The organism is Aneurinibacillus sp. UBA3580, assembly GCF_002375825.1.
Classification (GTDB): Bacteria; Bacillota; Bacilli; order Aneurinibacillales; family Aneurinibacillaceae; genus Aneurinibacillus; species Aneurinibacillus danicus.
Genome location: NZ_DFMZ01000008.1, coordinates 65,571 through 85,758 on the forward strand (window position 1 = coordinate 65,571; position 20,188 = coordinate 85,758).

The 20,188-nt window shown below is 48.0% G+C and carries 20 protein-coding genes; 12 read left to right on the plus strand and 8 right to left on the minus strand.

Annotated elements, in window-relative coordinates:
- Positions 1 to 100 precede the first annotated feature (100 nt).
- Entirely contained in the window at positions 101 to 649 is a 549-nt protein-coding gene (locus B2899_RS01725) for a hypothetical protein (protein WP_146809658.1), read from the minus strand.
- A gap of 180 nt (positions 650 to 829) precedes the next feature.
- Here B2899_RS01725 and B2899_RS01730 point away from each other — a divergent pair, with 180 nt between their 5' ends.
- A complete protein-coding gene (locus tag B2899_RS01730) occupies positions 830 to 1,696 on the plus strand; it encodes a cell wall hydrolase (RefSeq protein ID WP_286883575.1) in 867 nt (288 codons plus the stop codon).
- A gap of 41 nt (positions 1,697 to 1,737) precedes the next feature.
- Here the strand turns inward: B2899_RS01730 and B2899_RS01735 are convergent, their stop codons facing one another.
- The gene (locus tag B2899_RS01735) at positions 1,738 to 2,568 is read right to left on the minus strand and encodes a basic amino acid ABC transporter substrate-binding protein (protein ID WP_286883577.1); all 831 of its coding nucleotides are present in this window, start codon (positions 2,566 to 2,568) and stop codon (positions 1,738 to 1,740) included.
- A gap of 220 nt (positions 2,569 to 2,788) precedes the next feature.
- Between B2899_RS01735 and B2899_RS01740 the strand changes: the two genes are divergently transcribed.
- The 5 genes from B2899_RS01740 (at position 2,789) to B2899_RS01760 (ending at position 7,936) form a co-directional block, all read left to right on the plus strand.
- Positions 2,789 to 3,556 (plus strand): 3-hydroxyacyl-CoA dehydrogenase, encoded by a 768-nt coding sequence (locus B2899_RS01740; RefSeq protein WP_146809661.1) that lies wholly within the window; start codon positions 2,789 to 2,791, stop codon positions 3,554 to 3,556.
- 267 nt (positions 3,557 to 3,823) lie between these two features.
- Positions 3,824 to 4,660, plus strand: coding sequence for an STAS domain-containing protein (locus B2899_RS01745; RefSeq protein ID WP_286883580.1), 837 nt, complete (start codon positions 3,824 to 3,826; stop codon positions 4,658 to 4,660).
- Positions 4,661 to 4,827: 167 nt separating this feature from the next.
- A complete protein-coding gene (locus B2899_RS01750; protein ID WP_286883581.1) occupies positions 4,828 to 5,475 on the plus strand; it encodes an MOSC domain-containing protein in 648 nt (215 codons plus the stop codon).
- A gap of 159 nt (positions 5,476 to 5,634) precedes the next feature.
- Positions 5,635 to 5,856, plus strand: coding sequence for a hypothetical protein (locus B2899_RS01755; RefSeq protein WP_286883583.1), 222 nt, complete (start codon positions 5,635 to 5,637; stop codon positions 5,854 to 5,856).
- Positions 5,857 to 6,052: 196 nt separating this feature from the next.
- Positions 6,053 to 7,936: a copper resistance CopC/CopD family protein gene (locus B2899_RS01760; protein WP_286883585.1), complete on the plus strand. Its 1,884-nt coding sequence runs from the start codon at positions 6,053 to 6,055 to the stop codon at positions 7,934 to 7,936.
- Between the two features lie 51 nt (positions 7,937 to 7,987).
- Here B2899_RS01760 and B2899_RS01765 read toward each other — a convergent pair whose 3' ends face one another.
- Complete coding sequence (locus B2899_RS01765) at positions 7,988 to 9,055, minus strand: DUF6687 family protein (protein WP_286883587.1); 1,068 nt, start codon at positions 9,053 to 9,055, stop codon at positions 7,988 to 7,990.
- A 166-nt stretch (positions 9,056 to 9,221) separates the two neighbouring features.
- On the opposite strand from B2899_RS01765, the gene B2899_RS01770 reads away from it, so the two are divergent.
- Positions 9,222 to 9,821, plus strand: a complete 600-nt coding sequence (locus tag B2899_RS01770; protein WP_286883588.1) for a DedA family protein — start codon at positions 9,222 to 9,224, stop codon at positions 9,819 to 9,821.
- A gap of 112 nt (positions 9,822 to 9,933) precedes the next feature.
- Positions 9,934 to 10,725 (plus strand): carbon-nitrogen hydrolase family protein, encoded by a 792-nt coding sequence (locus B2899_RS01775; protein ID WP_286883590.1) that lies wholly within the window; start codon positions 9,934 to 9,936, stop codon positions 10,723 to 10,725.
- Between the two features lie 179 nt (positions 10,726 to 10,904).
- Here B2899_RS01775 and trhA read toward each other — a convergent pair whose 3' ends face one another.
- The gene (gene trhA / locus B2899_RS01780; RefSeq protein ID WP_146809669.1) at positions 10,905 to 11,552 is read right to left on the minus strand and encodes a PAQR family membrane homeostasis protein TrhA; all 648 of its coding nucleotides are present in this window, start codon (positions 11,550 to 11,552) and stop codon (positions 10,905 to 10,907) included.
- Between the two features lie 204 nt (positions 11,553 to 11,756).
- Between trhA and B2899_RS01785 the strand changes: the two genes are divergently transcribed.
- Both B2899_RS01785 and ilvA read left to right on the plus strand, forming a co-directional pair.
- Positions 11,757 to 12,215, plus strand: a complete 459-nt coding sequence (locus tag B2899_RS01785; RefSeq protein ID WP_286883592.1) for a LysM peptidoglycan-binding domain-containing protein — start codon at positions 11,757 to 11,759, stop codon at positions 12,213 to 12,215.
- Positions 12,216 to 12,431: 216 nt separating this feature from the next.
- A complete protein-coding gene (gene ilvA, locus B2899_RS01790; protein WP_286883594.1) occupies positions 12,432 to 13,691 on the plus strand; it encodes a threonine ammonia-lyase IlvA in 1,260 nt (419 codons plus the stop codon).
- Positions 13,692 to 13,788: 97 nt separating this feature from the next.
- Here the strand turns inward: ilvA and B2899_RS01795 are convergent, their stop codons facing one another.
- Genes B2899_RS01795 through B2899_RS01805 form a run of 3 tightly spaced genes read right to left on the minus strand, consistent with a single transcriptional unit; the run spans position 13,789 to position 15,669 of the window.
- Positions 13,789 to 14,433: an ABC-2 transporter permease gene (locus tag B2899_RS01795; protein WP_146809672.1), complete on the minus strand. Its 645-nt coding sequence runs from the start codon at positions 14,431 to 14,433 to the stop codon at positions 13,789 to 13,791.
- Entirely contained in the window at positions 14,426 to 15,292 is an 867-nt protein-coding gene (locus B2899_RS01800; protein ID WP_146809691.1) for an ABC transporter ATP-binding protein, read from the minus strand. Before B2899_RS01800 ends, B2899_RS01795 begins: the two co-directional genes overlap by 8 nt.
- Positions 15,292 to 15,669, minus strand: coding sequence for a GntR family transcriptional regulator (locus B2899_RS01805; protein WP_286883596.1), 378 nt, complete (start codon positions 15,667 to 15,669; stop codon positions 15,292 to 15,294). Before B2899_RS01805 ends, B2899_RS01800 begins: the two co-directional genes overlap by 1 nt.
- 413 nt (positions 15,670 to 16,082) lie before the next feature.
- Here B2899_RS01805 and B2899_RS01810 point away from each other — a divergent pair, with 413 nt between their 5' ends.
- Positions 16,083 to 18,902, plus strand: a complete 2,820-nt coding sequence (locus tag B2899_RS01810) for an S-layer homology domain-containing protein (RefSeq protein ID WP_286883599.1) — start codon at positions 16,083 to 16,085, stop codon at positions 18,900 to 18,902.
- Positions 18,903 to 18,982: 80 nt separating this feature from the next.
- On the plus strand, positions 18,983 to 19,450 hold the full coding sequence (locus tag B2899_RS01815) for an SLAP domain-containing protein (RefSeq protein WP_146809675.1): 468 nt from the start codon (positions 18,983 to 18,985) through the stop codon (positions 19,448 to 19,450).
- Positions 19,451 to 19,587: 137 nt separating this feature from the next.
- Here B2899_RS01815 and B2899_RS01820 read toward each other — a convergent pair.
- Positions 19,588 to 20,188, minus strand: a 601-nt coding sequence (locus B2899_RS01820) for a hypothetical protein (RefSeq protein ID WP_286883601.1), incomplete at its 5' end; no start/stop codon positions are given.

Genomic DNA, 20,188 nt, shown 5'->3' on the forward strand with positions numbered 1-20,188 from the left:
AATCCTCTCCTCATTCTTTCCTCTTTTTTCCTTCGTACCATAAGAGTCAGCCTCTCTCCCATGATTTTCATATCGGGGTTGCATCTGGCTTTTCCTGGATTTATTCCTCTTTGCACCGGCTAAGATGCTTTTTCCGACACGCCTCATAAAATGACGTTACCAAAATTTCTTCGCCATCTTCCAGTACGAAGTACATATTCTCCCCGTGTTGCTTTGTCCCTGTGATGCGCATGCCGGAGAACCGTTCGGTAAACAACCGCTCAAACTCCGCTTCTTTCCACGCTTGAATGTCGCGCGCCATTGCTTCCATTCCGAATTGCGCGAAGCACTTGCGGATGACGCTTGCTTCCCCGTAACTGCCGAAGAAGTCGGTAATCGGCTGCCAGTAAGAGCGCGTTCCCATCCGACTGTGCACCTTCCATGAATCCGAGCCGACGCTGTCTTCATATGTAAAACAATAGTCTGTTCCACGCCAGTGAATGAGAAACTCCATTGCCAGCTTGGCGGACGGCTGCACGGACGCGTCTTTGAATTCAAGCATGCAGAGAAAATCAAATCCGCGTTCCGATAACTGCGGAGCCCGCTTGTCTTTAATGCGGTCTACGTAACTCTTCCATTGTTCGTTCCATTTTATTATCGCTTCATTCATCAGCTTTTCACTCCCGTGTCGCAAAACACCTGCACAATCATTTTTTTACACTAGCATAGAACATCCGCTGCGGCAACTTCCGAAGAAGTAATAGTACTTATTTATTCCAATTGTTCCATATATTATGAATAGAAAGTAAACCTCCTTCTCGCTTACAATATTGGCAAGGGAGGGAGATATATGAAAAAAAGAGTAGTTGCTATCACACTTGCCGCTTTTTTCCTTGGAACGGCGGGAATCAATACCTCGGAAGCCGCCACTTCCACCTCCGTTCTTGTTAACGGAAGAGCCGTACATACGAACAGCCTGATCCAAAACAACTCGATGATGGTACCGGCCGTATTCTTTATGAACGCCGGTGTAAAAGTGGGGTGGAACAAAGACTATCAGGCGGTCACCCTGCAAAAAGGGGATATGATTATCGGGCTTCCGTCCGGCAAAAACTATGCGGATGTGTACACGAAACAAAGCGGCACCTGGAAGCGAGAATATTTGAAAACGACCACGAAGGACCGGGCAGACGGCACATACATTCCACTGCGGTATGCGGCGGAAAAATTGGGCATGGAAATAAAAGGGAACACACCTGCTACCCTCTCTATTTCCACGCAGCGGATGACAGCGAAACCGTCTGTGCAAATACATTCGCTGCAAAATTCAAAATATAGCCAGGAAGACATTCAATGGCTGTACCGGTTGACCGAAGCAGAAGCAGGCGGTGAGCCGTATGAAGGAAAAGTGGCTGTCGCGGCCACCGTATTAAACCGGGTCGACAGCCCGGAATGGCCTGACACGATACAAGACGTCATTTTCCATGTCGTCAATGTAAACGGTAAAAGCTATTATCAGTACTCGCCGGTATTGGACAAGCGTATCTACAGCGCAAAACCATCCAGTGAAACCATAAAGGCCGTACAGGAAGCGTTAAAAGGCAAGGACCCCAGCCGGTCGGCTCTTGTTTTCTACAATCCCGCCAAAACAGACAATCAATGGGTACGCTCTCGTCCGGTAACGGCGAAAATCGGAAGTCATATCTTTTCGAAATAAGGAAAACCCCGGTCTCTCCGAAGAGATGCCGGGGCTTTCCATTACTTGACTTCGCCGAAGTACTTTTTGTAGATTTCGTCATATTTGCCGCTATCTTTTACTTTTTTTAGCGCTTCATTGACTTGTTTTATCAGCTCGGTATCTTTCTTGTTAGCCATGATTCCGTAGTTTTCTTTCGGAATGTTCGGATCGTCGATTGTTACGTAACCCGGCTTCGGGTTTTTCTTCATGTGCTCCATCAAGAACGCGTTATCTGCGACCACGACGTCTACACGCTTGTTGTACAGGTCTTCAACCATGCTTGGCATTTCATCGTATTGAAGAATATCTTTATTTGCCTTGCCCAGTAGGTCGGAAACGATGAGTGCGCCGGTCGTAGAGGTCATAACGCCTACTTTGTGACCTTTGATGTCCTGTAAGCTCTTAATCGGCGAACCTTCTGGAACAAGAATCAGTTGCTTCGCCTGGAAATACGGCTCGGAGAATAAATACAGCTTCTCGCGGTCCGGTTTAATGGTGATGCCAGAGATAGCAAGTTCTGCTTTTCCGCTTCCAATTTCTTCGAATACGCCATCCCAGCTTGTATTTTTTATTTCGATGTTCCAGCCCATTTCTTTCGCCATTTCGTTAATCAAATCAACCTCAAATCCAACCGGCTTGCCGCTCGGATCCAAATACTCGAACGGCGGGAACTCGGCATGCATCACAACTTTGTACGTCTTTTTCTCCGGTGCGGAAGCACTCTGCGCTTGTTCATCTTTCTTCTCAGCCGGTGCGCTGGTCGGCTGTTCCGTTTTTCCACCGCATGCGACCGCAAGCAAGCCCATAATAATAATCAGAAATACAACCCCTGCATGTTTCAACAGCTTCATCTCTTGACCCCCCAGATGTGTGTATAATTATAAGAATTAAAAAGATTATATACAAATTTTAAACAATTTGACAATCTATTCATCATAAAAACTTCTCAATAAAATATTTATCAATATATTTAGAATCTTTAAAATAATAATTGACTATTTATTCATAAAGCTCTAGCATGAAATAAGAGGAGGTTATCTATGAAAAAATAGAGAAAGGAGATGAGGCACTATGAATCTCGCAAACCAAACCGCAATCGTAACCGGAGGCGCATCTGGACTCGGCGAAGCGACCGTGCGCCGCATTATCGAACAGGGAGGCAAGGCCGCCATTCTCGATCTGGCAGGTGACAAGGGAGAGCGTTTAGCCCGGGAATTGGGTGAACGCGCGTTGTTCCTGCCAACCGACGTTACAAGCGAAGAAAACGTAAAGCATGCCATTCAACAAACGACAGACACTTTCGGGCCTCTGACTCTGGCGGTCAATTGCGCCGGTATCGGAAACGCGCAAAAAGTCATTCAAAAAGACCGCCCTCACGATTTATCCGTATTTACAAAGATCATTACCATCAACCTTATTGGTACGTTTAATGTAATCCGCCTCGCAGCGGACCAAATGAAGGACAACACACCGAATGAGGAAGGGGAGAGGGGGGTAATTATCAATACGGCGTCGGTTGCCGCGTTTGAAGGACAGATTGGACAGGCGGCGTACAGCGCATCCAAAGGGGGCGTCGCCAGCATGACGCTGCCAATCGCGAGAGAGCTTGCGCGCTACGGCATCCGCGTGATGACGATCGCGCCCGGCCTGTTCGAAACGCCGATGTTCGATACCATTCCGGAAGACATTCGCAACGCGCTCGGTGCTTCCGTGCCGTTCCCCTCCCGTTTGGGACGTCCGGCAGAATACGCGCGCCTTGTTCAAAGCATCGTCGAGAATCCGATGCTGAACGGTGAAACCATCCGTCTTGACGGTGCAATCCGCATGCAGCCGAAATAAGCAGAATTCAGCCGCCGGGCGTACTCCGGCGGCTTTTTATGCAATGGATGCCCATTTTTTCAACGGATGCATTCCCTTCCTCGTAGTGGCTGCCAGGTCATGTTAGTTTGGGATACCCTCTTTTTCTTCGCTCCTTCTTTACGATACAATAAAAAGAGAATATATGCTGAGTAAACACCTGCATTCTTTTTTGCATGATTGGAAATGCACAGAGAAAAATAACAGAATAATAGGATGGATGATATTGCAATGAATGAGGAGCAACTGATGAGCAGAAACTTGCAGGAGCTAAGCCGAAAAATTATAGAGAAACGCCATGAGTTGGCGGAACGGATTACAAAGGAACAGAACGAAAAGTATCCTCAACTTGTTCCTTTATCCGAACAACTGCGGGACTTTCGTGTTAACCTGGTGCAGTTGTATGGCGAGGCGATGGCCATGGATGAAGAAGTACGCACCGCCCGCCTGATGGAATGGGGGGAAGAGACCGGCACAGCATGTGCTATGCTCGGTACCACGCTGGATGCGATGCTCAATGAGGTCCCGCAGTACCGAGTTGCCATTGGCGAAGTCATCCGCGATGAAGGGGAGAAAATGAACCTTTCCCTGCGCGAATTCTATGAAATCATTTCTCATTTTGACGCTATTATGAATCTGGTGATTTACAGTTTCAGTTTGCCGTTTGTCCGATACCACGATGAACAAATGAAAAAATCCCAGCTCGCATTGCTCGAACTATCTGTACCGGTTGTTCCGGTAGCCAAAGGTGTAGCGGTACTGCCAGTTGTCGGCAGCATCGATACGCATCGGGCCAAACTGTTAATGGAAGAGGCGCTGAAGCGAAGTGCAGAGTTACGCCTGAACCATTTTATCCTTGATCTTTCCGGCGTGCCGATTATTGACACCATTGTAGCCCAACAGATTTTCCAGATTATCAGTGCACTGCGTCTGCTCGGCGTCGATGCGAAACTCAGCGGAATCCGGCCGGAAATTGCCCAAACAGTCGTGAGTCTTGGCATCGACTTCGGCAAGACCGACACGTTCGCCAATCTTCACCAAGCGCTGGCTTCGATTGGATTTACATACAAGCAAAACAATCGATAAGCAACTCAGGCTGAATACGCATTACAAAAAAGCGCCGTGGAGCATCCTGCCTCTACGGCGCTTTTTTGTAATGTCTGTTTGCTGCTTGTCTACATTGCGCACCTCCCGATCTACCCTTATGATGAAGAAAAGAAAACTTCTGTATAAGGAAGAGAAGGAGAACCCGTATGTCCAACCATATCGTATCACTCAATGTCGGAAAACCGCGGAAACACGTCTATCAGGGGCGGGAAATCGAGACCGGTATTCACAAAACCCCGCTGAAAGATCGTATATTTTTATCCCTGTTTAACCTGGAGGGAGACGGACAGGCCGACCTTGTCCACCACGGAGGTATAGACAAAGCATTGTGCGTATATCCGTATGAACACTACGCATATTGGGAGCAGGAAATCGGGCAAAAGCTTGCATACGGAGCGTTTGGTGAAAACCTTACAACCATGGGGCTAAGCGAGGCTGAAGTATGCATCAGTGATATATTCCGATTCGGAGAAGCGATCGTGCAGGTCAGCCAGCCCCGGCAACCTTGTTATAAGGTGGCGGCCCGCTACAATATACCGGACTTTCCGCTGCGCATCCAGCAAACCGGGTTCACCGGCTTTTATTTCCGGGTCCTTAAAGAAGGGTGGGTATCCGCTGCCGGTCCGCTGCACCGGCTGGAAAAACACTCCGCAGGCATCACAGTCACCTTCGCAAACCAAATCAAGTATCATGATAAAAATAACATAGAAGCTATAAAAACCATTCTTGACGTGCCGGAACTGTCAGCCAGCTGGCGGGCAAGCCTGGAAGAACGGATAGCCAAACTGAAATAAGGGGAAAATATTTTGCAAGAATAGCGCATTTAGTTATATAACAGTATTTATTTTTTTAAATTATGATAGTACAATGGAAGTCGTAAAGGTTGTCGAAATTTTATGATTCTATGGGGTTGTTAATCTGAACTAGAACAAAGAAAACAGGAGTGGATTTATATGGGGACATCAACAGGCGCTGATTTTCACCATATGATGCGCGAGGAAGCCCAACGCCTGCTGTCGCATATCAAAAATGAGACAGATAAAAACCGGAAGTACCAATTGTGCGGCATGCTGCTTGAAATCTATGAAGAACTCGACATTGAAGTAAAAGACAATACCTCCTTTTGGGGCGACATCCGCATCGATTACCGGGATATCGTCAGTCATTTAACGTGAAATTTACACGGAGCCTTTTTCCGCTTTCAGCGGGAAGGTTCTTTTTTTATGCTTCGTATCTGTCACGCAGACTTCGAATTTTCTACACAAATTGCACACAAATTATCGTTATAATGAATAAGTGTCATAAACAGCATTTTAATACTGGTAAACGAGCCGGAACGAAGTGAAACAGATAAACAATAAGGAGAGAACTATGTTTGCAGCAAAAAAAAGGGAGTACCCTATTCTTTTCATCTATTTGCTTGCGGCAAGCATCGCCGGGCTTTTCCTTTGGACTTCGCCCGCGATGGCGCACTCTAAATTGGAGAAAACCATACCTGAAAAAGGAGCGGTGCTTGAAACGCCACCGAAACAGGTGGAAATCTGGTATAAGCAACCGGTCGATGTGCCTGCCAAGACCAATACGGTAACGAGCCAGGATGGCCGGAATGTACAGGGAAAAGCGATAGCCGACCCGAAAATCAAGCGACGGGTCATCATCCCGCTTGTTTCAGATATCCCGGCGGGCGTTTATACTGTCAAAAGCAAAGTCATCGCGCAGGACGGGCACATTCTGTCCCAGGCATTTCAATTCGAAGTAAAGAAACCGAAGCAGCCGGCAGCACCCGTGAAAAAAGAGTATAAGCTTGCAGAAACCTCACCGAGAGACGGAACGCTGCTGTCCGCTTCCCCTAAAGAAGTACGGCTAACGTTTACGGAACCGGTACAGGTCGAATACGCCTCCATTTTCGACAATCGAAACAAAGAATACAGCAACGGTAAGATTAAAACCGATCCAAACAACCCTCGCCAGGTGATACTTACGCCGGTTAAAGCGTTACCGCCCGGAACGTATGGAGTAGAATGGAGCGCCAAGACGCCGACATCTGACAAAAAAGAGATGGAGGGTCAAATTTACTTCGCTGTGCAGGAAATGTCTCCGCCACTGAAAAGCGGGGGAGTAGACTTGATCGAGCAGCTAAGCCGGGAAACACTGCCGAACTGGCTGGCATTCTTTGGCATGGCCCTGTCGTTCGGAGGCACGTTATTCGTCCAATTTATTGCCCGAAGTAAAGAAGCGCAAAAACGCTGGCAATACTGGCAGGTTCCGATTTACTTTTTAACGGCAACCGCGACGCTCGTACTGTTCTTAGTCAGAAAAGCCACGCTGCCCGAAATTTCTCTTGGTGAGCTGGCGACGCTGCGCATCGGATGGGTACCGCTTGTGCAATCTCTTGTGTTCATGCTGATTTTCGCCATTACGCTTACGCGTTGGACCCTGCCGTTTCTCGCGGTGATGCTGGCGCTGAACTCGCTTGTCGGACATTCGTATTCATCCGAATACGGCGGCGGGCTGGCCATTATAATGAATACGATTCATCTGTTCGCGTTGTCCATCTGGTTCGGCGGTCTGTTCGCGCTGGTGGTGCTAGCACCGAAAGAAGAAAAATGGAAATGGTATAAAGAAAAAGGCGCCGAGTTCTCACGCTGGGCGCTCATCAGCATCGCGCTTGTCATTCTGACCGGTATTGCGATGACAGTAGATTACGTTCCGTCCTGGAACGATTTTATCCGCAGCGTGTGGGGCGCTTCGGTAGTGACGAAAGCAGGGCTGGTCCTTATCATCGTGCTGCTTGGCTACTTGCAAATGCGCTATGTGAAAAAAGGGACCGAAAAAAGCACGGGCTGGTTTGTCCACAGAATCAAATGGGAGATCGGGCTTGGAATTGTGACGCTGCTCGTAGCGTCCGCATTGATTAATTTTGTGCCGTTCGCCTCGGAAGCAGGCGGCGTGCCCGTGAAGGTGACCAAACACGGCATTACGGCGTATGCCAGCATTTCTCCATTTGTCTCCGGCTTTAATGACGTAGACATTCGGTTTGAAAATGCCCCGAAGTTTAGGGAAGTGTATGTACAGTTCGCAGAGCCGCCGGAATATAGCGCAACAAACCGGGCGTTCGATCTTGGTGGAGGTCGTTACCGGATAACTGGCGATCAACTGCGAGCACCGAGCAAAACGTACATTAACGTGGAAGCCATCACGGAAGACGGCCGCAAAATCGTATTTTCTTTCCCGCCGCGCGACACGGCCCGGTAAGGATGTTTAATTTCTGTATACGAAAGACCCGAGGGGAAAGCCTTCGGGTCTTTAAAATGCCCGGGATAAGATCATCGCTACCCTGTCCGGAGCCAATTGACTCGCCATAGGCTCATAATCTTCCGAAAGAAACGAAAGTACCACCGGGAAGTTTCGCCCCTTCACGCTTGAAAAAGGGGAAAGCTCCTTCGCCAGCGTCCAGCCCCCGTTCGCAGGTTCATCCTGCTGCAGCGTCTGCACCGCTTCCTCCAGCGGAGCATATCCATACAGGTAGCCATTCGTGCTTCCGTTAAACACAAACCCGGGAGCTCGCCATGAATGAGGAGTATCCGCCCACATGTAGCCCGGATACCACAAGTCATAGTACCATCCGTCAGGCGTCTGCACGGAAATCAATTGGACTTTTTCTTGGTCCAGGCGATTTCGCGCCTGTGGATGGAGCCACATATCGTCCTGCAGCGCTTCATTGAAAGCCGGCACCTTTAACGCTTTTGTAAGCGATTCCTCAGCCAAAGCGGCAGGGATGTGGTAATGCACAAAGCGACTGTGTATCTCATGTCGAATAATATGACCTGCATCAATCCGTGCTACGGAGCTTTGCAATGCTTCTATGCCCTTCATGATGCGCGGATCGTCTTCTGCACCCTCCAGCAGCGAAAACGCCCGCTCGAAGCACGCTTCATATACCTGCTGCGTATCCGTTCCGCTCGCTTTTAAATCATCCATGAGGAGCGTTAGTCCCTGGTATAGGCGCTGGGCCTTCAGATCTCCCCAGCCGGAGAAATCGCCCATCTCCGCAGCCTGTACAATCGTATTGCGGTGCTCCAGCGCTTGTTTGCTATGTACCAGAGTAAATACGGCCAGTACGCCATCCACATCCACATGATTGTTAACGGCAAGATCCCAGTCGTTTGTATCGTTTCGGCTGAGAAAGTTCATGCAGATTTCTGTTGACGTATCGGCCTTATACACACCGGGCGTCCGGTTGGGAATCCAGTGGCTGAGCTCTAAGTCCATATCGGAACGAAAAGTGGCATCGGGCGCTCCGTCGGTAAAGATTGTTCGGTTACTTGCCGGGCGCCTGGTTTTACTGCCGAGGATATAATAATTTGCAATCATACGTTCCTTCCTTTCCCTTTTCTTTCCACGATACGTTTCTTTTTTTTCATCGTCAATGTCATGTCACAAAGGAATGATTGGATTTTTGCCATTCCACTGTGATACGCTTAAGTGTGGGAAGAGAAAGAATGTGGGAACTGACAATAGAGAAATAAAAGGGGATTCTATGGAACATCAACTTAGCGAATGGCTTGGCCATTTCGGGTACCTCGGCATTTTTCTGGCTTTAGTCGGCGGCATTGTGGGCCTGCCGATTCCGGATGAGCTTTTGATGACGTTTGTCGGATACACCATAGCAACGGGAAGAATGGAATACATGCCGGCGCTATTGTGCGCCCTTTTCGGCTCTATAAGCGGAATGACCGTTAACTATGTTCTGGGCCGCAAGCTCGGTCTGCCTTTTCTGCTAAAGTTCGGTCCGAAGTTCGGCATCAGAAGAAAAAAGATTCGGTATACCCAGCGGCTGTTTTATAAATTCGGCGCTTTTCTGCTGTTTATCGGCTATTTCATTCCGGGCGCCCGGCATCTGACGCCATACCTGGCTGGTATGGCACGGCTTCCTTTCCGCAGATTTGCGCTGTATGCGTATTCAGGCGGCCTGTTCTGGGTCTTTACCTTTATCACGCTGGGCTGGAAGATGGGGAAGAAGTGGACCGTATTTGAGTACTATATGGGACACTATAAACCGTATCTTCTTCTGCTTGGATCCTTGCTCATCCTGCTTGTTTTCGTATATTTTAAATTTTTGCGCAGAGCCAGTCCATAAAGCTACACAACGAACTTGTATACATTGGATCGGTATGTGGGTGGAAGAGATGACTCTTCAGGAAGAATTCGAACGTTTAAAGAAGAAATGAATAGAGCAGGGAGAGAGATTGATGAAACAGACCTGGAACATTGCGCTGGCGCAGCTTCCGTGCAGGGAAGGGGATAAAGAAGCCAACCTGCGGGAAATAGAGCAGGCGATCGAGGAAGCATACACACAGGGAGCCGATATTCTTGTACTTCCTGAAATCATACTGACCGGTTTCGTCCACAGGGAAACGCTGCGCAAGCTGGCCGAGTCCCGCAATGGCGAAAGCCTAAGCCGGATCCAGCGAAAACTCTCGGCTTTTCCTCTGTACCTCGTCTACTCGTTTCCGGAGCTTGGCGAGGATGATGCAGTATACAATACGACCTGTTTTCTCGGAAAAGACGGGACTCCGCTTGCGTATTATCGAAAGACGCATCTGTTTGCCGGAGAGAAAAAGGTGACAAAACCGGGAGATGAACTGGTGCATGTGGAAGTGGATGGAGCGAAGATCGGGCTGCTGGTGTGCTTTGATATCGAATTTCCAGAGGCGGCGCGAGCGCTGGCCGCACGGGGAATTCACATGCTGCTTGTGCCAAGCGCCAACATGTCGCCGTATGAGGTCCCGCACCGAACTTTCACTATGGCTCGTGCCATGGAAAACCATATGTTTGTCGCCTACTGCAACCGCATCGGCGCCCATAAGTCATTCGTCTACCGGGGACAGAGCGTTGTCGTCGACCCGGAGGGGAAGATTGTGCTGGAATGCGCGGACAGCGAACGGGAAGTCCGCACCGTGCAAATCGATCTTGCGGACATCGAAAAAAGCAAAACTGCCTACAACTATCTGGCGGAGCGACGTCCCGAACTATACGGTTGAACGAGAAAGCCCCCGAGCCGCATTTGGGCCGGGGGCCTGTTATGTGTAAGTCGCGTAGTGGTTAACGTATAGAAAACCCCCATGGCGTCTCAGCCGCGACCCCGACATGAAAATCGTGGGGAAGGGCGGCTTGCTTTTGCGGTACGAAGGAAAAGAAGCTCCAGTTCACACGCCTGCGGTTATCGAAGCGGCAGCAAATAGAAAAATACACCGAAAAAGTGGGCGGCCGTGCCTGCCAGTACAAACGTATGCCATACCGCATGATGAAACGGAAATCCCCGCCACATATAAAAGACGGTACCGAGCGTATACAATACGCCTCCGACAACCAGCAGCACCATACCGCCGAAGGGAAGTCCCGCGACCAAAGGCTGCCATGCAAGCACGATCAGCCAGCCCATCACAATATACAGGACGGTTGACAGGTACATAAATTTCTTGGTAAAAAACATTTTAAAGATGACGCCTGCCAGCGCCATGCCCCAGACAACGCCGAACAACGTCCAGCCGAGCGCCCCTTTAATCACAAGAAACAAAAATGGAGTATAGGTCCCGGCTATAAATAAGTAAATCGAAGCATGGTCACAAATTTCGAAAATGTCTTTGACTTTGCCCGGAGGAAAACTGTGCACCAGGGTAGAAGAGAGATACAGCAGCAGCATCGTCACCCCGTATATGGCGAAGCTTACGACATGCCAGGCGGTCCCGGACTCGCTGGCGGCAACCAGCAGCCATACGAGAGCGGCGATGCTGAACAGGGCACCGATTCCGTGGGTAATCGCGTTGGCGACTTCTTCTTTTCTTGTAAAAACATGAGTGCTTGCCATTTCTCCAATCCTTTCCTCTATCTATCTTTTTCTTCAGTATAACCTCTAGGGGAAAAATAACAACCGCAAAATCGATCACGCCCCTGAACATTGCATGATTGTCTTAATGTCTAAGCCCATCTTCCCGTTTGCCATGAACCCCCAAAAATTGCTGGCATACACTAGGCATAGGTAAACGACTATATATGCAATGGAGGAGATTGTATGGACCGTCAATTTTTCTTTGGTAGCCCCTTCTTCTTTCCGCGCCGTCGCTTATTTCCGTTCTTTTTCTTTTTCCCGTTCTTTTTCCCGTTTTTCCGGGGAGAAGAGGATCGGGACGGAATGTATTATACACATACATGCGGCGAAGGCGACACAATGAGGAAATTGGCCAAAAAATATAACGTTCCCCAGCCGGTGCTGGAAGCTATGAACCAGCACATTCAAAATCCCGCCGTACTGCGCCCGCGTGAAACGGTATATGTACCTCGAATGGATAAAATGTACTGTCAGAAGATGTACATGGAAGAAGGCGAAATGCAGATGAATCAACCCATGATGCCGTACACCGCTATGCCTTCTGCTATGTATCCAGCCCAGCAGATGATACCATATCCCAACCAGCCGGTGAATCCATATCCCAATATGGCGATGCCAGCCCCTACACATGCAAATCAATAGAGAAAAGCAGCCGACTGTTCTTGCAGAGCAGTCGGCTTTTTCTTATTATAGCATGCTGCCCGCTGATTCCTTTCTGTTTCTTTTCACTAATATAGCTTTGAAATTGACAGATATGTTGTGAATATCTATAATTTTTCTTATTCTTAATCTAGCGGAAAATAAAAAGAAGAAAGAACATCCAGGAGCAAACTCGCAGGACTTAGGGGGAAAACGAATATGAATAAAACTGCAGCGAAAGTAACCGTAGAAGACATCCTGGTAGCTCATCACACATTAAAAGATGTCGTCTATAAAACACCCCTGCAGAAAAACCGGATTCTATCGGAACAGTTGGGCTGTAACGTATACATCAAGCGGGAAGATTTGCAGGTGGTCCGTTCGTTTAAACTTCGCGGCGCCTATAATCTCATCCGCAGCTTGTCGGAAGAAGAACTCGCGCAGGGCGTCGTGTGCGCCAGCGCAGGGAACCACGCGCAGGGGGTTGCATTTTCCTGCCAATCGCTCGGTATCCGCGGCACGATTTTCATGCCGGCGACGACCCCGCGTCAAAAGGTTTCTCAAGTCAAATTGTTCGGCGGCGACGCGGTGGAAGTGGTGTTGGTAGGCGATACATTCGACGATTCGTTCGCGGAAGCGATGAAATATACAGAAGCACACGGCATGACATTCGTTCATCCGTTCGACGATCCGAAAATTATCGCCGGCCAGGGCACGGTCGGCATGGAGATTATGGAGGAGATGACGGAAAACATCGATTATGTATTTGTCGGCATCGGTGGAGGCGGGCTTGCCTCGGGCGTCGGCACGTACTTAAAAAGCATCTCTCCTTCGACAAAGATTATCGGCGTTGAGCCGGAGGGTGCGCCCTGCATGAGGGAAGCGCTGAAGCAAAACAAACCGGTTATGCTGGCCAACATTGAGAAATTCGTGGATGGGGCAGCAGTCAAGCAGGCAGGAGAGTTGACGCTGGACATCTGCCGTACCGTACTCGACGACATTGTCCTGGTGCCGGAGGGGAAAGTGTGCACGACGATTCTTAACCTCTACAATCAGAACGCGATTGTCGCGGAACCGGCAGGCGCACTGTCTATCGCCGCGCTGGAGTTTTATAAAGATCAAATTCAAGGCAAAAACGTCGTCTGCGTCATCAGCGGAGGCAACAATGATATCGACCGCATGCAGGAAATTAAAGAACGTTCACTCATCTATGAAGGTTTGAAGCACTACTTTATTATCAATTTTCCGCAGCGCGCCGGTGCTCTGCGTGAGTTTCTCGACAATGTGCTCGGTCCGAACGATGATATTACCCGTTTCGAATACACGAAGAAAAACAACAAAGATAACGGCCCCGCACTCGTCGGCATCGAGCTGAAGAAGCCGGAGGACTACCAGCCGCTCATGGAGAGAATGCGGCAGCACAATATTGACTGTATGGAAATTAACCATAATCCATCGCTGTTTAATTTGTTAATTTAATAATCGTTCCATCATAAAAACCGCCAGCTTCTTTGAATAAACTGGCGGTTTTTATATGCAATGATTCCATCGTATGCTTACCTTCGCCCGCAATCTCCTAGAATTCTTTCTTAGCGTAAATTCGCAACGAAGCCAGCCACGAAACCAGCATCAGTACCGCCGCCTCAGCAAACGCTAGCAGCATCATCTGTTCCGCTGACAGTTCTCTGATTATATTGAGTAAAGAAACGAATCCTTCCATATACGTATCCAGAAAATTAATGGCAAAGAAAATAGCAAATCCAAGGAGAAAGATGGCCACCCGTACATATTGCGCACCGAACCGGTAATACAGCGGGAAATAGAACGACACGAAATGCATCACTGCAATAGCTGCCACCCCAAGCTCAAACAAACCAATGGGGCGTACTCGATCCGCGCCTAACGTTAAGTACAGCAGCACGTTAATGCCCGCTACCATTCCGGCTGAGATTAAAATGAATAGAAAGGAAGAGAGATATTTCGCTGATACGATTTGCCGCCGTACCAGCGGAAAACTATTCAGTAAAATGTCTGTCTTGCTTTTATCATCAAATCCGTTGGCGGTTACAATAAAGAAAAAGCCACCGACAAACGCAATAAAACCATAAGAAATATACACTCCATAGATACCCTGTAAAAAAAACAGCACGGCCAGATAAATCAGGGAAATGACAAACATTTTCTTTTGAATGATTATATCCTTCATCAGTAAACTACGCATGGCGTCTCCCCCTTACCGTGTAAAACATAATGTCTTCTAATGAGGGTGTCTCAATCAGCGCCTCGTCTCCGAACAGTTCCTCAGCCATCTGCACATTGCTCGTCAGTCCTTCAAACCCGACCGCCGTCTCGCGGAGCCCGATAAATTCTTTCCGCGTATCCGCATCCAGCAATTCCTTCGCCCCTCGCACAATGCCATACTGCTCAAGGATTTCGTCTTTCGGGCTGTTGAATACAATGCGTCCACGGTCAATAAATGTAATGTAGTCGGCGATGCGATCCAGATCGGTTGTAATATGGGTCGAGAAGAAGACCGCCTTTTCCTCATCCTGAATGATATCGGCGAGAATATCGAGAATTTCGCGGCGAAACACCGGATCAAGTCCGGAGGTCGGTTCGTCCATAATAATCAGATCGGCATGGTGGGAGAGGGCGACAGCAAGAGAGAACTTCATCTTCATCCCCTTGGATAAATGTTTAATCTTTCTGCGGGTGGGCAGCTCGAAACTGTCGATATAGCGCTGAAACGCAAGATCGTCCCAGCGGCGGTAAAGCGGAGCGATAATCCGTTTCATCTCCCGGATGGTCAACTCTTCATAAAAATAACTCTCATCATAAACGAAGCCGATGCGCTCTTTAATTTCTTTTTCGCGTGCAATGTTATCAAGACCGAACACGAAAATGTCTCCTGAATCCCGCTTAATTAGATTCATCAAAAGCTTAATCGTAGTGCTTTTGCCGGCGCCGTTCGGTCCAATAAATCCGGTAATATAGCCCTTCTTAATCGAAAACGATACATCCTGCAGCGCGAAATCCTTGTAGCGCTTATTTACGCCTTTCATTTCTACGATGTTCTCCATCATATTTCCTCCTTGTAAAGCAGTTCAAGCATTTCTTCTAACTCCTCAAGACTTATGCCAACCAATTTGCTTTCACCTACGACTTCCGCCAGTTTTTCCTCGATGGCTTTCAGGCGTTTTTCCCGCAGAAAATCTTTGTTTTGTCCGGCCACGAAGGAGCCTTTACCGACGACGGAGACAATAAAACCTTCTTTCTCAAGGTCCTCATACGCTCGTTTGGTCGTAATTACGCTGATCTGTAAATCTTTGGCCAGTTGGCGGATGGATGGCAGGGCATCGCCCTCTTCCAATTCCCCCTTGAGAATGCTTTGTTTCATTTGATTCTTGATTTGCTGATAAATCGGCTCTTTCGATGTATTTGAAATGATGATATTCATGCATTCTCCTTTCGCTACGCCTTTTGTTCATAGTGTATATATATAAAATATACACTAATTACACTTTCGTCAACAAATTTTGTAAACGCCAAGCTGTTCATGAATGCTGGATATTATCGAAATAAGCCAGCGGTTTAAAAATCGGGGCTTATTTTCATCGTTCGATATTCACTAATTTTCTCTGTGGTTCTTACATTTTCTAACTAACTGTAGGAAAAACCTATCATCTTTAACTAAAATAGAAAACTTTTCTGAGCGTTACGTGTCTAATCGTAATGAAAGTAAGAAAAACCGGATGTTAATTACATCATGGTCATACAAAGCCGCCAATGCAGCATATTGCGCGGCTCCTTGTCTTCCCACAACAACATCTCAGCCATATACAACTACGGTTTTTAAGGAGGAGAATGTATATGTCCAAGAAGAAAATCGTACCTGCACTATTAGCGACAGCTATGGCGGTTCCGGTGGCAGCCCCGGCATCTGCCGAACAACTGACCGATATTCAAAAAAGCTGGGCCAAAACATATATCCAGGCCCTCGTAGATAAAGACGTATTAAGCGGCATGGGCAACGGCAAATACGAGCCTGCCAAGACGATGACCCGCGCTGAAATCGCGGTTGCGCTGACCCGCGCATTGGATTTGGAACTTGACGCTGCCGCCGCCGCAAAATTCAAAGATGTACCGGACTGGGCCAAGCCGTATGTGGGCGCTCTCGTTAAAGCAGGCATTGCGGCCGGTATGGATGCCAATACATACGGATCCAATCTAAAAGTTACCCGTGAACAGCTCGCGGTATTCTATGTACGTGCTCTCGGTCTTGAACCGGTGGCCAAAGAAGCGCAGGGTCTTGAGCTGACATTTAAAGATGCTGCTTCTATTTCTGAGTATGCGAAAAAGCACGTTGCACTGGCGGCGAAAATCGGCTTCATTCACGGCTTCCCGGATAACACATTCGGACCGAAGCAAAACGCCGACCGTGCACAGTTGGCTAAGCTGACATACGACCTGTACTTCAATGGCGAAACATTCGTACAGAAAGCGAATGAATTGTTTGGTACTGTAAGTGTGCAAAGTGTAACAGCGACAAACGGTACGGTAACCGTAATGTTCGACAAAGCGCTGACAGCGGCACCGCAGGCGGCCGATTTGGAAGTAACGCAAGCAGTCAACGGCTCTTCGCCGATGGAAATTACACCATCTGATATTACATTAAGCGAAGACAAAAAATCAGTTTCCTTTAAGATTCCAACCGTTGAAGAAAAAGAGGAGAAACAATCTGTTGTCATCTCCGTCGCTTACCGCGGTGGTGCTGCAAAATCGGCAGAAGCGTTTACTGTCGCTTCCAAGTATCTGATGGTAGAAGACGTCACTGCGCTTAATCCTTCTGAAATCAAAGTCATCTTCAACAAGGAAGCCGACAAGAGTACGGCTGAAGATGAAGGAAATTATACGCTGCAGAACGGCAGCCATCCGAGAGGAGCCAAACTGTCTGATGACAAGAAAAGCGTAATTCTTCGTCTTGCCGCACCGCTGGCAAACGATGCCGCTTACAGAGTGGATGTAGCGAATGTAAAAGATACGAACTATAACGTAATGCAAAAATTCGAAGGTACGGCGAAGCTGTTCTTCGATAAGGAAGCACCGAAGCTGCAAAAAGCCGAAATGATGACCGACGGCAGACTGAAGCTAACATTTAACGAACCGGTGCAGGATACGATGACGGTGAAAGTAGACGATACCGTTGTGGCAAACGGCGACACAACCAAGGTGACTCCTGCGACAGAAGCCGGCGACTACTCCGTTACTGTGGGTGGACTAAACGATGAACTCAAGCAAACGGGTAACCACACCGTTACGGTATACAATGTAGCGGATACGCTCGCAGGCAAGCCGAACACGCTAAACATCGCTTCGCTTTCTTACACGGTAGAAGCTGATTCTTCCGCTCCGACCGTATCGAGCTTGACCGCAACCGGCAAAAATACATTCAAAGTAAAATTCAGCGAAGAACTGGCAGCAGCACCGACCATTTCCGTGAAGAAAGGTTCGCTTGTACTGAAAGCGGACGCGGTACAGGATGCAAAAGACAAGACCGTATACAATGTTACTGTATCGTCGAATGATCCGACTAACAATCCGCTGTACGGCAACAACGAAACATCGGTACAGCTGTCCGTAAATGTGAAAAACATGCGTGATGCCGCAGGCTTCATCGGCTCCGAATACAACGGCACTGTAACGCTTACCGAGCAGAGCGGCGCACCTACGGTCGTAAGCACTGCACTGAACAAAGTCAATGTGGACAATAGAACGATTTCTATCAAATTCGATAAAGAACTCGCAAGTGTAGATAAGAACAAAATTACGGTACGAAAAGACAATGTGATTATGCCGGTTCAAGACGCGAAAGTAAATGCAAGTGCAAAAGATACGGTAGACATCACGCTTTCCTCTGTAACAGCCGGTACGTATAACGTAAACTTTGCCGCCGGAGCTGTTACGAGTCAGGAAGGTTCAGCCAAGAACAGTGAGCTTAGCACAACAGCTACAGCAAGCACGAACACGGATGCACTAACGGTAGCAAAGCCGCAAGTGCTGACCGGTAACGTAATTGAACTGAAATACAGCGAAGATATGGGCGACAGCGCAACGAATGCGGCAAACTATACGCTTGATAATCAGCCGCTGCCGAGCGGAACCACTATCGACTTCGTCGGTGACCGCAAAACTGTGCAAATTAAGCTGCCGGCAGGATCCGTTGCAAAGAGAACAGAGAAGCAGCTTGCAATCGGTCAGGGTGTGCGCAGCCAGAGCGGCAAATCTCTGGCAAGCGATGCAGCCACACACTTCCAGATTGAGCTTGAGGATAACACGAATCCAACGCTGACAGCAGCCCAGTTTCAGGATGTTATCTCTAACAACAGCAGCAAAATCCGTCTGACATTCAGCGAAAATCTGGCTGAGGACTTGCCGGCAACAGAGGATGGTACCGCGATTGATACGGACGACTTTGTTGTTACGGTAAATGGTATAAAACAAACCGTAAAGCAGGTTATTGATGGAACCAAAGGTGATAATATCATTACACTGGAACTCGCAAACGGAGTGAACGTCGGCCAAAATGTACAAGTGGAAGTACAAGGAACCGGTGCAGGCAATAACGAAATAGAAATTAAAGATAGAGCCGGAAACGCGCTTGCAAGCGGAACGGTAAATGTATCCAGATAAAATCTGGCAATAAAAGATAAAGAGGAGACCCGCTACGGCCTCCTCTTTCCTTATGTTATACTTTCGAAAGGGGATTATCTATGAAATCTCACCTCAAAACTTTCATTGCAGAAAGCAGTGGAGAAGAGCTTAGAAGAACCGGTGAAAATACTATGCCCCTCTCGCTGAAAGTCGACCCTGAGCTTGAAGAATTCATCGGTTTGGATCGACGCTATACTTTTGCGTTCTTCCAGGATGCGCTGCCGCCCATCGACGAAAACCAGATATCCGTTCACGGTCTGGAACTTGAAAAAGATATGATGGGGGTACGTGTTATCGGCATGTTCCGCAACGGGCTGAACGCATCCATCGGATTAGAAAGCATTCCGCTTCATCTGCGCGACGCTTCCGGCGAAACGGTGGCACGCCATGTATTTCATTTAAAGGAGTGGAGCGACATTCCGCCGCGGACGGGATTTGTTACCAGCTGGGTGTTTCCTTACTCATCCTTTATAAGAAAAGACGTTGATTTTTCAGATTGGAGCGTTCATTTCGCTGTTTCACCTTGATAAAGCGCCTGTGTAGCCCGTGCTCAAAAACATGGGCTACTTTCTTTTTACACAGCAAATTCGCACCATCCTGCCTATGTAAAAATGTCAGATGTAATGCATATAGTTTTTTTTGTCTACAAAATTCTTTATTTCAGTCATAAATTGTCATATAAAGAGCTGGCATGGTTCGCAGGATCTGCCGGAATGATACTATAATACGAACTTGCTAATAGTAATTCCGTAATAAACCATCCTTCCTTGCCATTTACCGTACGTTTTTCGACAATAAATTTCTCGAGCCCTGTCGTGGACCCGCTTGAAGTAATTTCAGGATAGGTAACCGTATATTCTACAGCCGTATCACTGAGCTTCTTTTCTTCTTTTACGGTAATCGGTCCGACCCATGGACTTGAGCCGCCGGTAACCCAGCCGTAATTTTTTACGCGTTCCATCGCTTTTTTGCGAAGCTCGGGTGAGAGCGCCGCATATTGCAGGGCACCGCTCCGGGTTTGTTCCCCGCGTCCCCATAGTTTCATTGCTTCTTCCGGGGTAGCGGGAATAAGCGCTTCTTCAATCATTTTGATTTGCGTTTCAATCTCGTCCCGATTGGGAGATTCGATAGAAAGTTTATTTGCCATCTTATCATATGTAACTTCCGCTTTGAATACTTGTTGTATCCAATCTGCAAGAACATAGATATGTCCATTATGAATTTCTATATCATAAATGGCATAAGGCTGATGATTGACGGAAAGA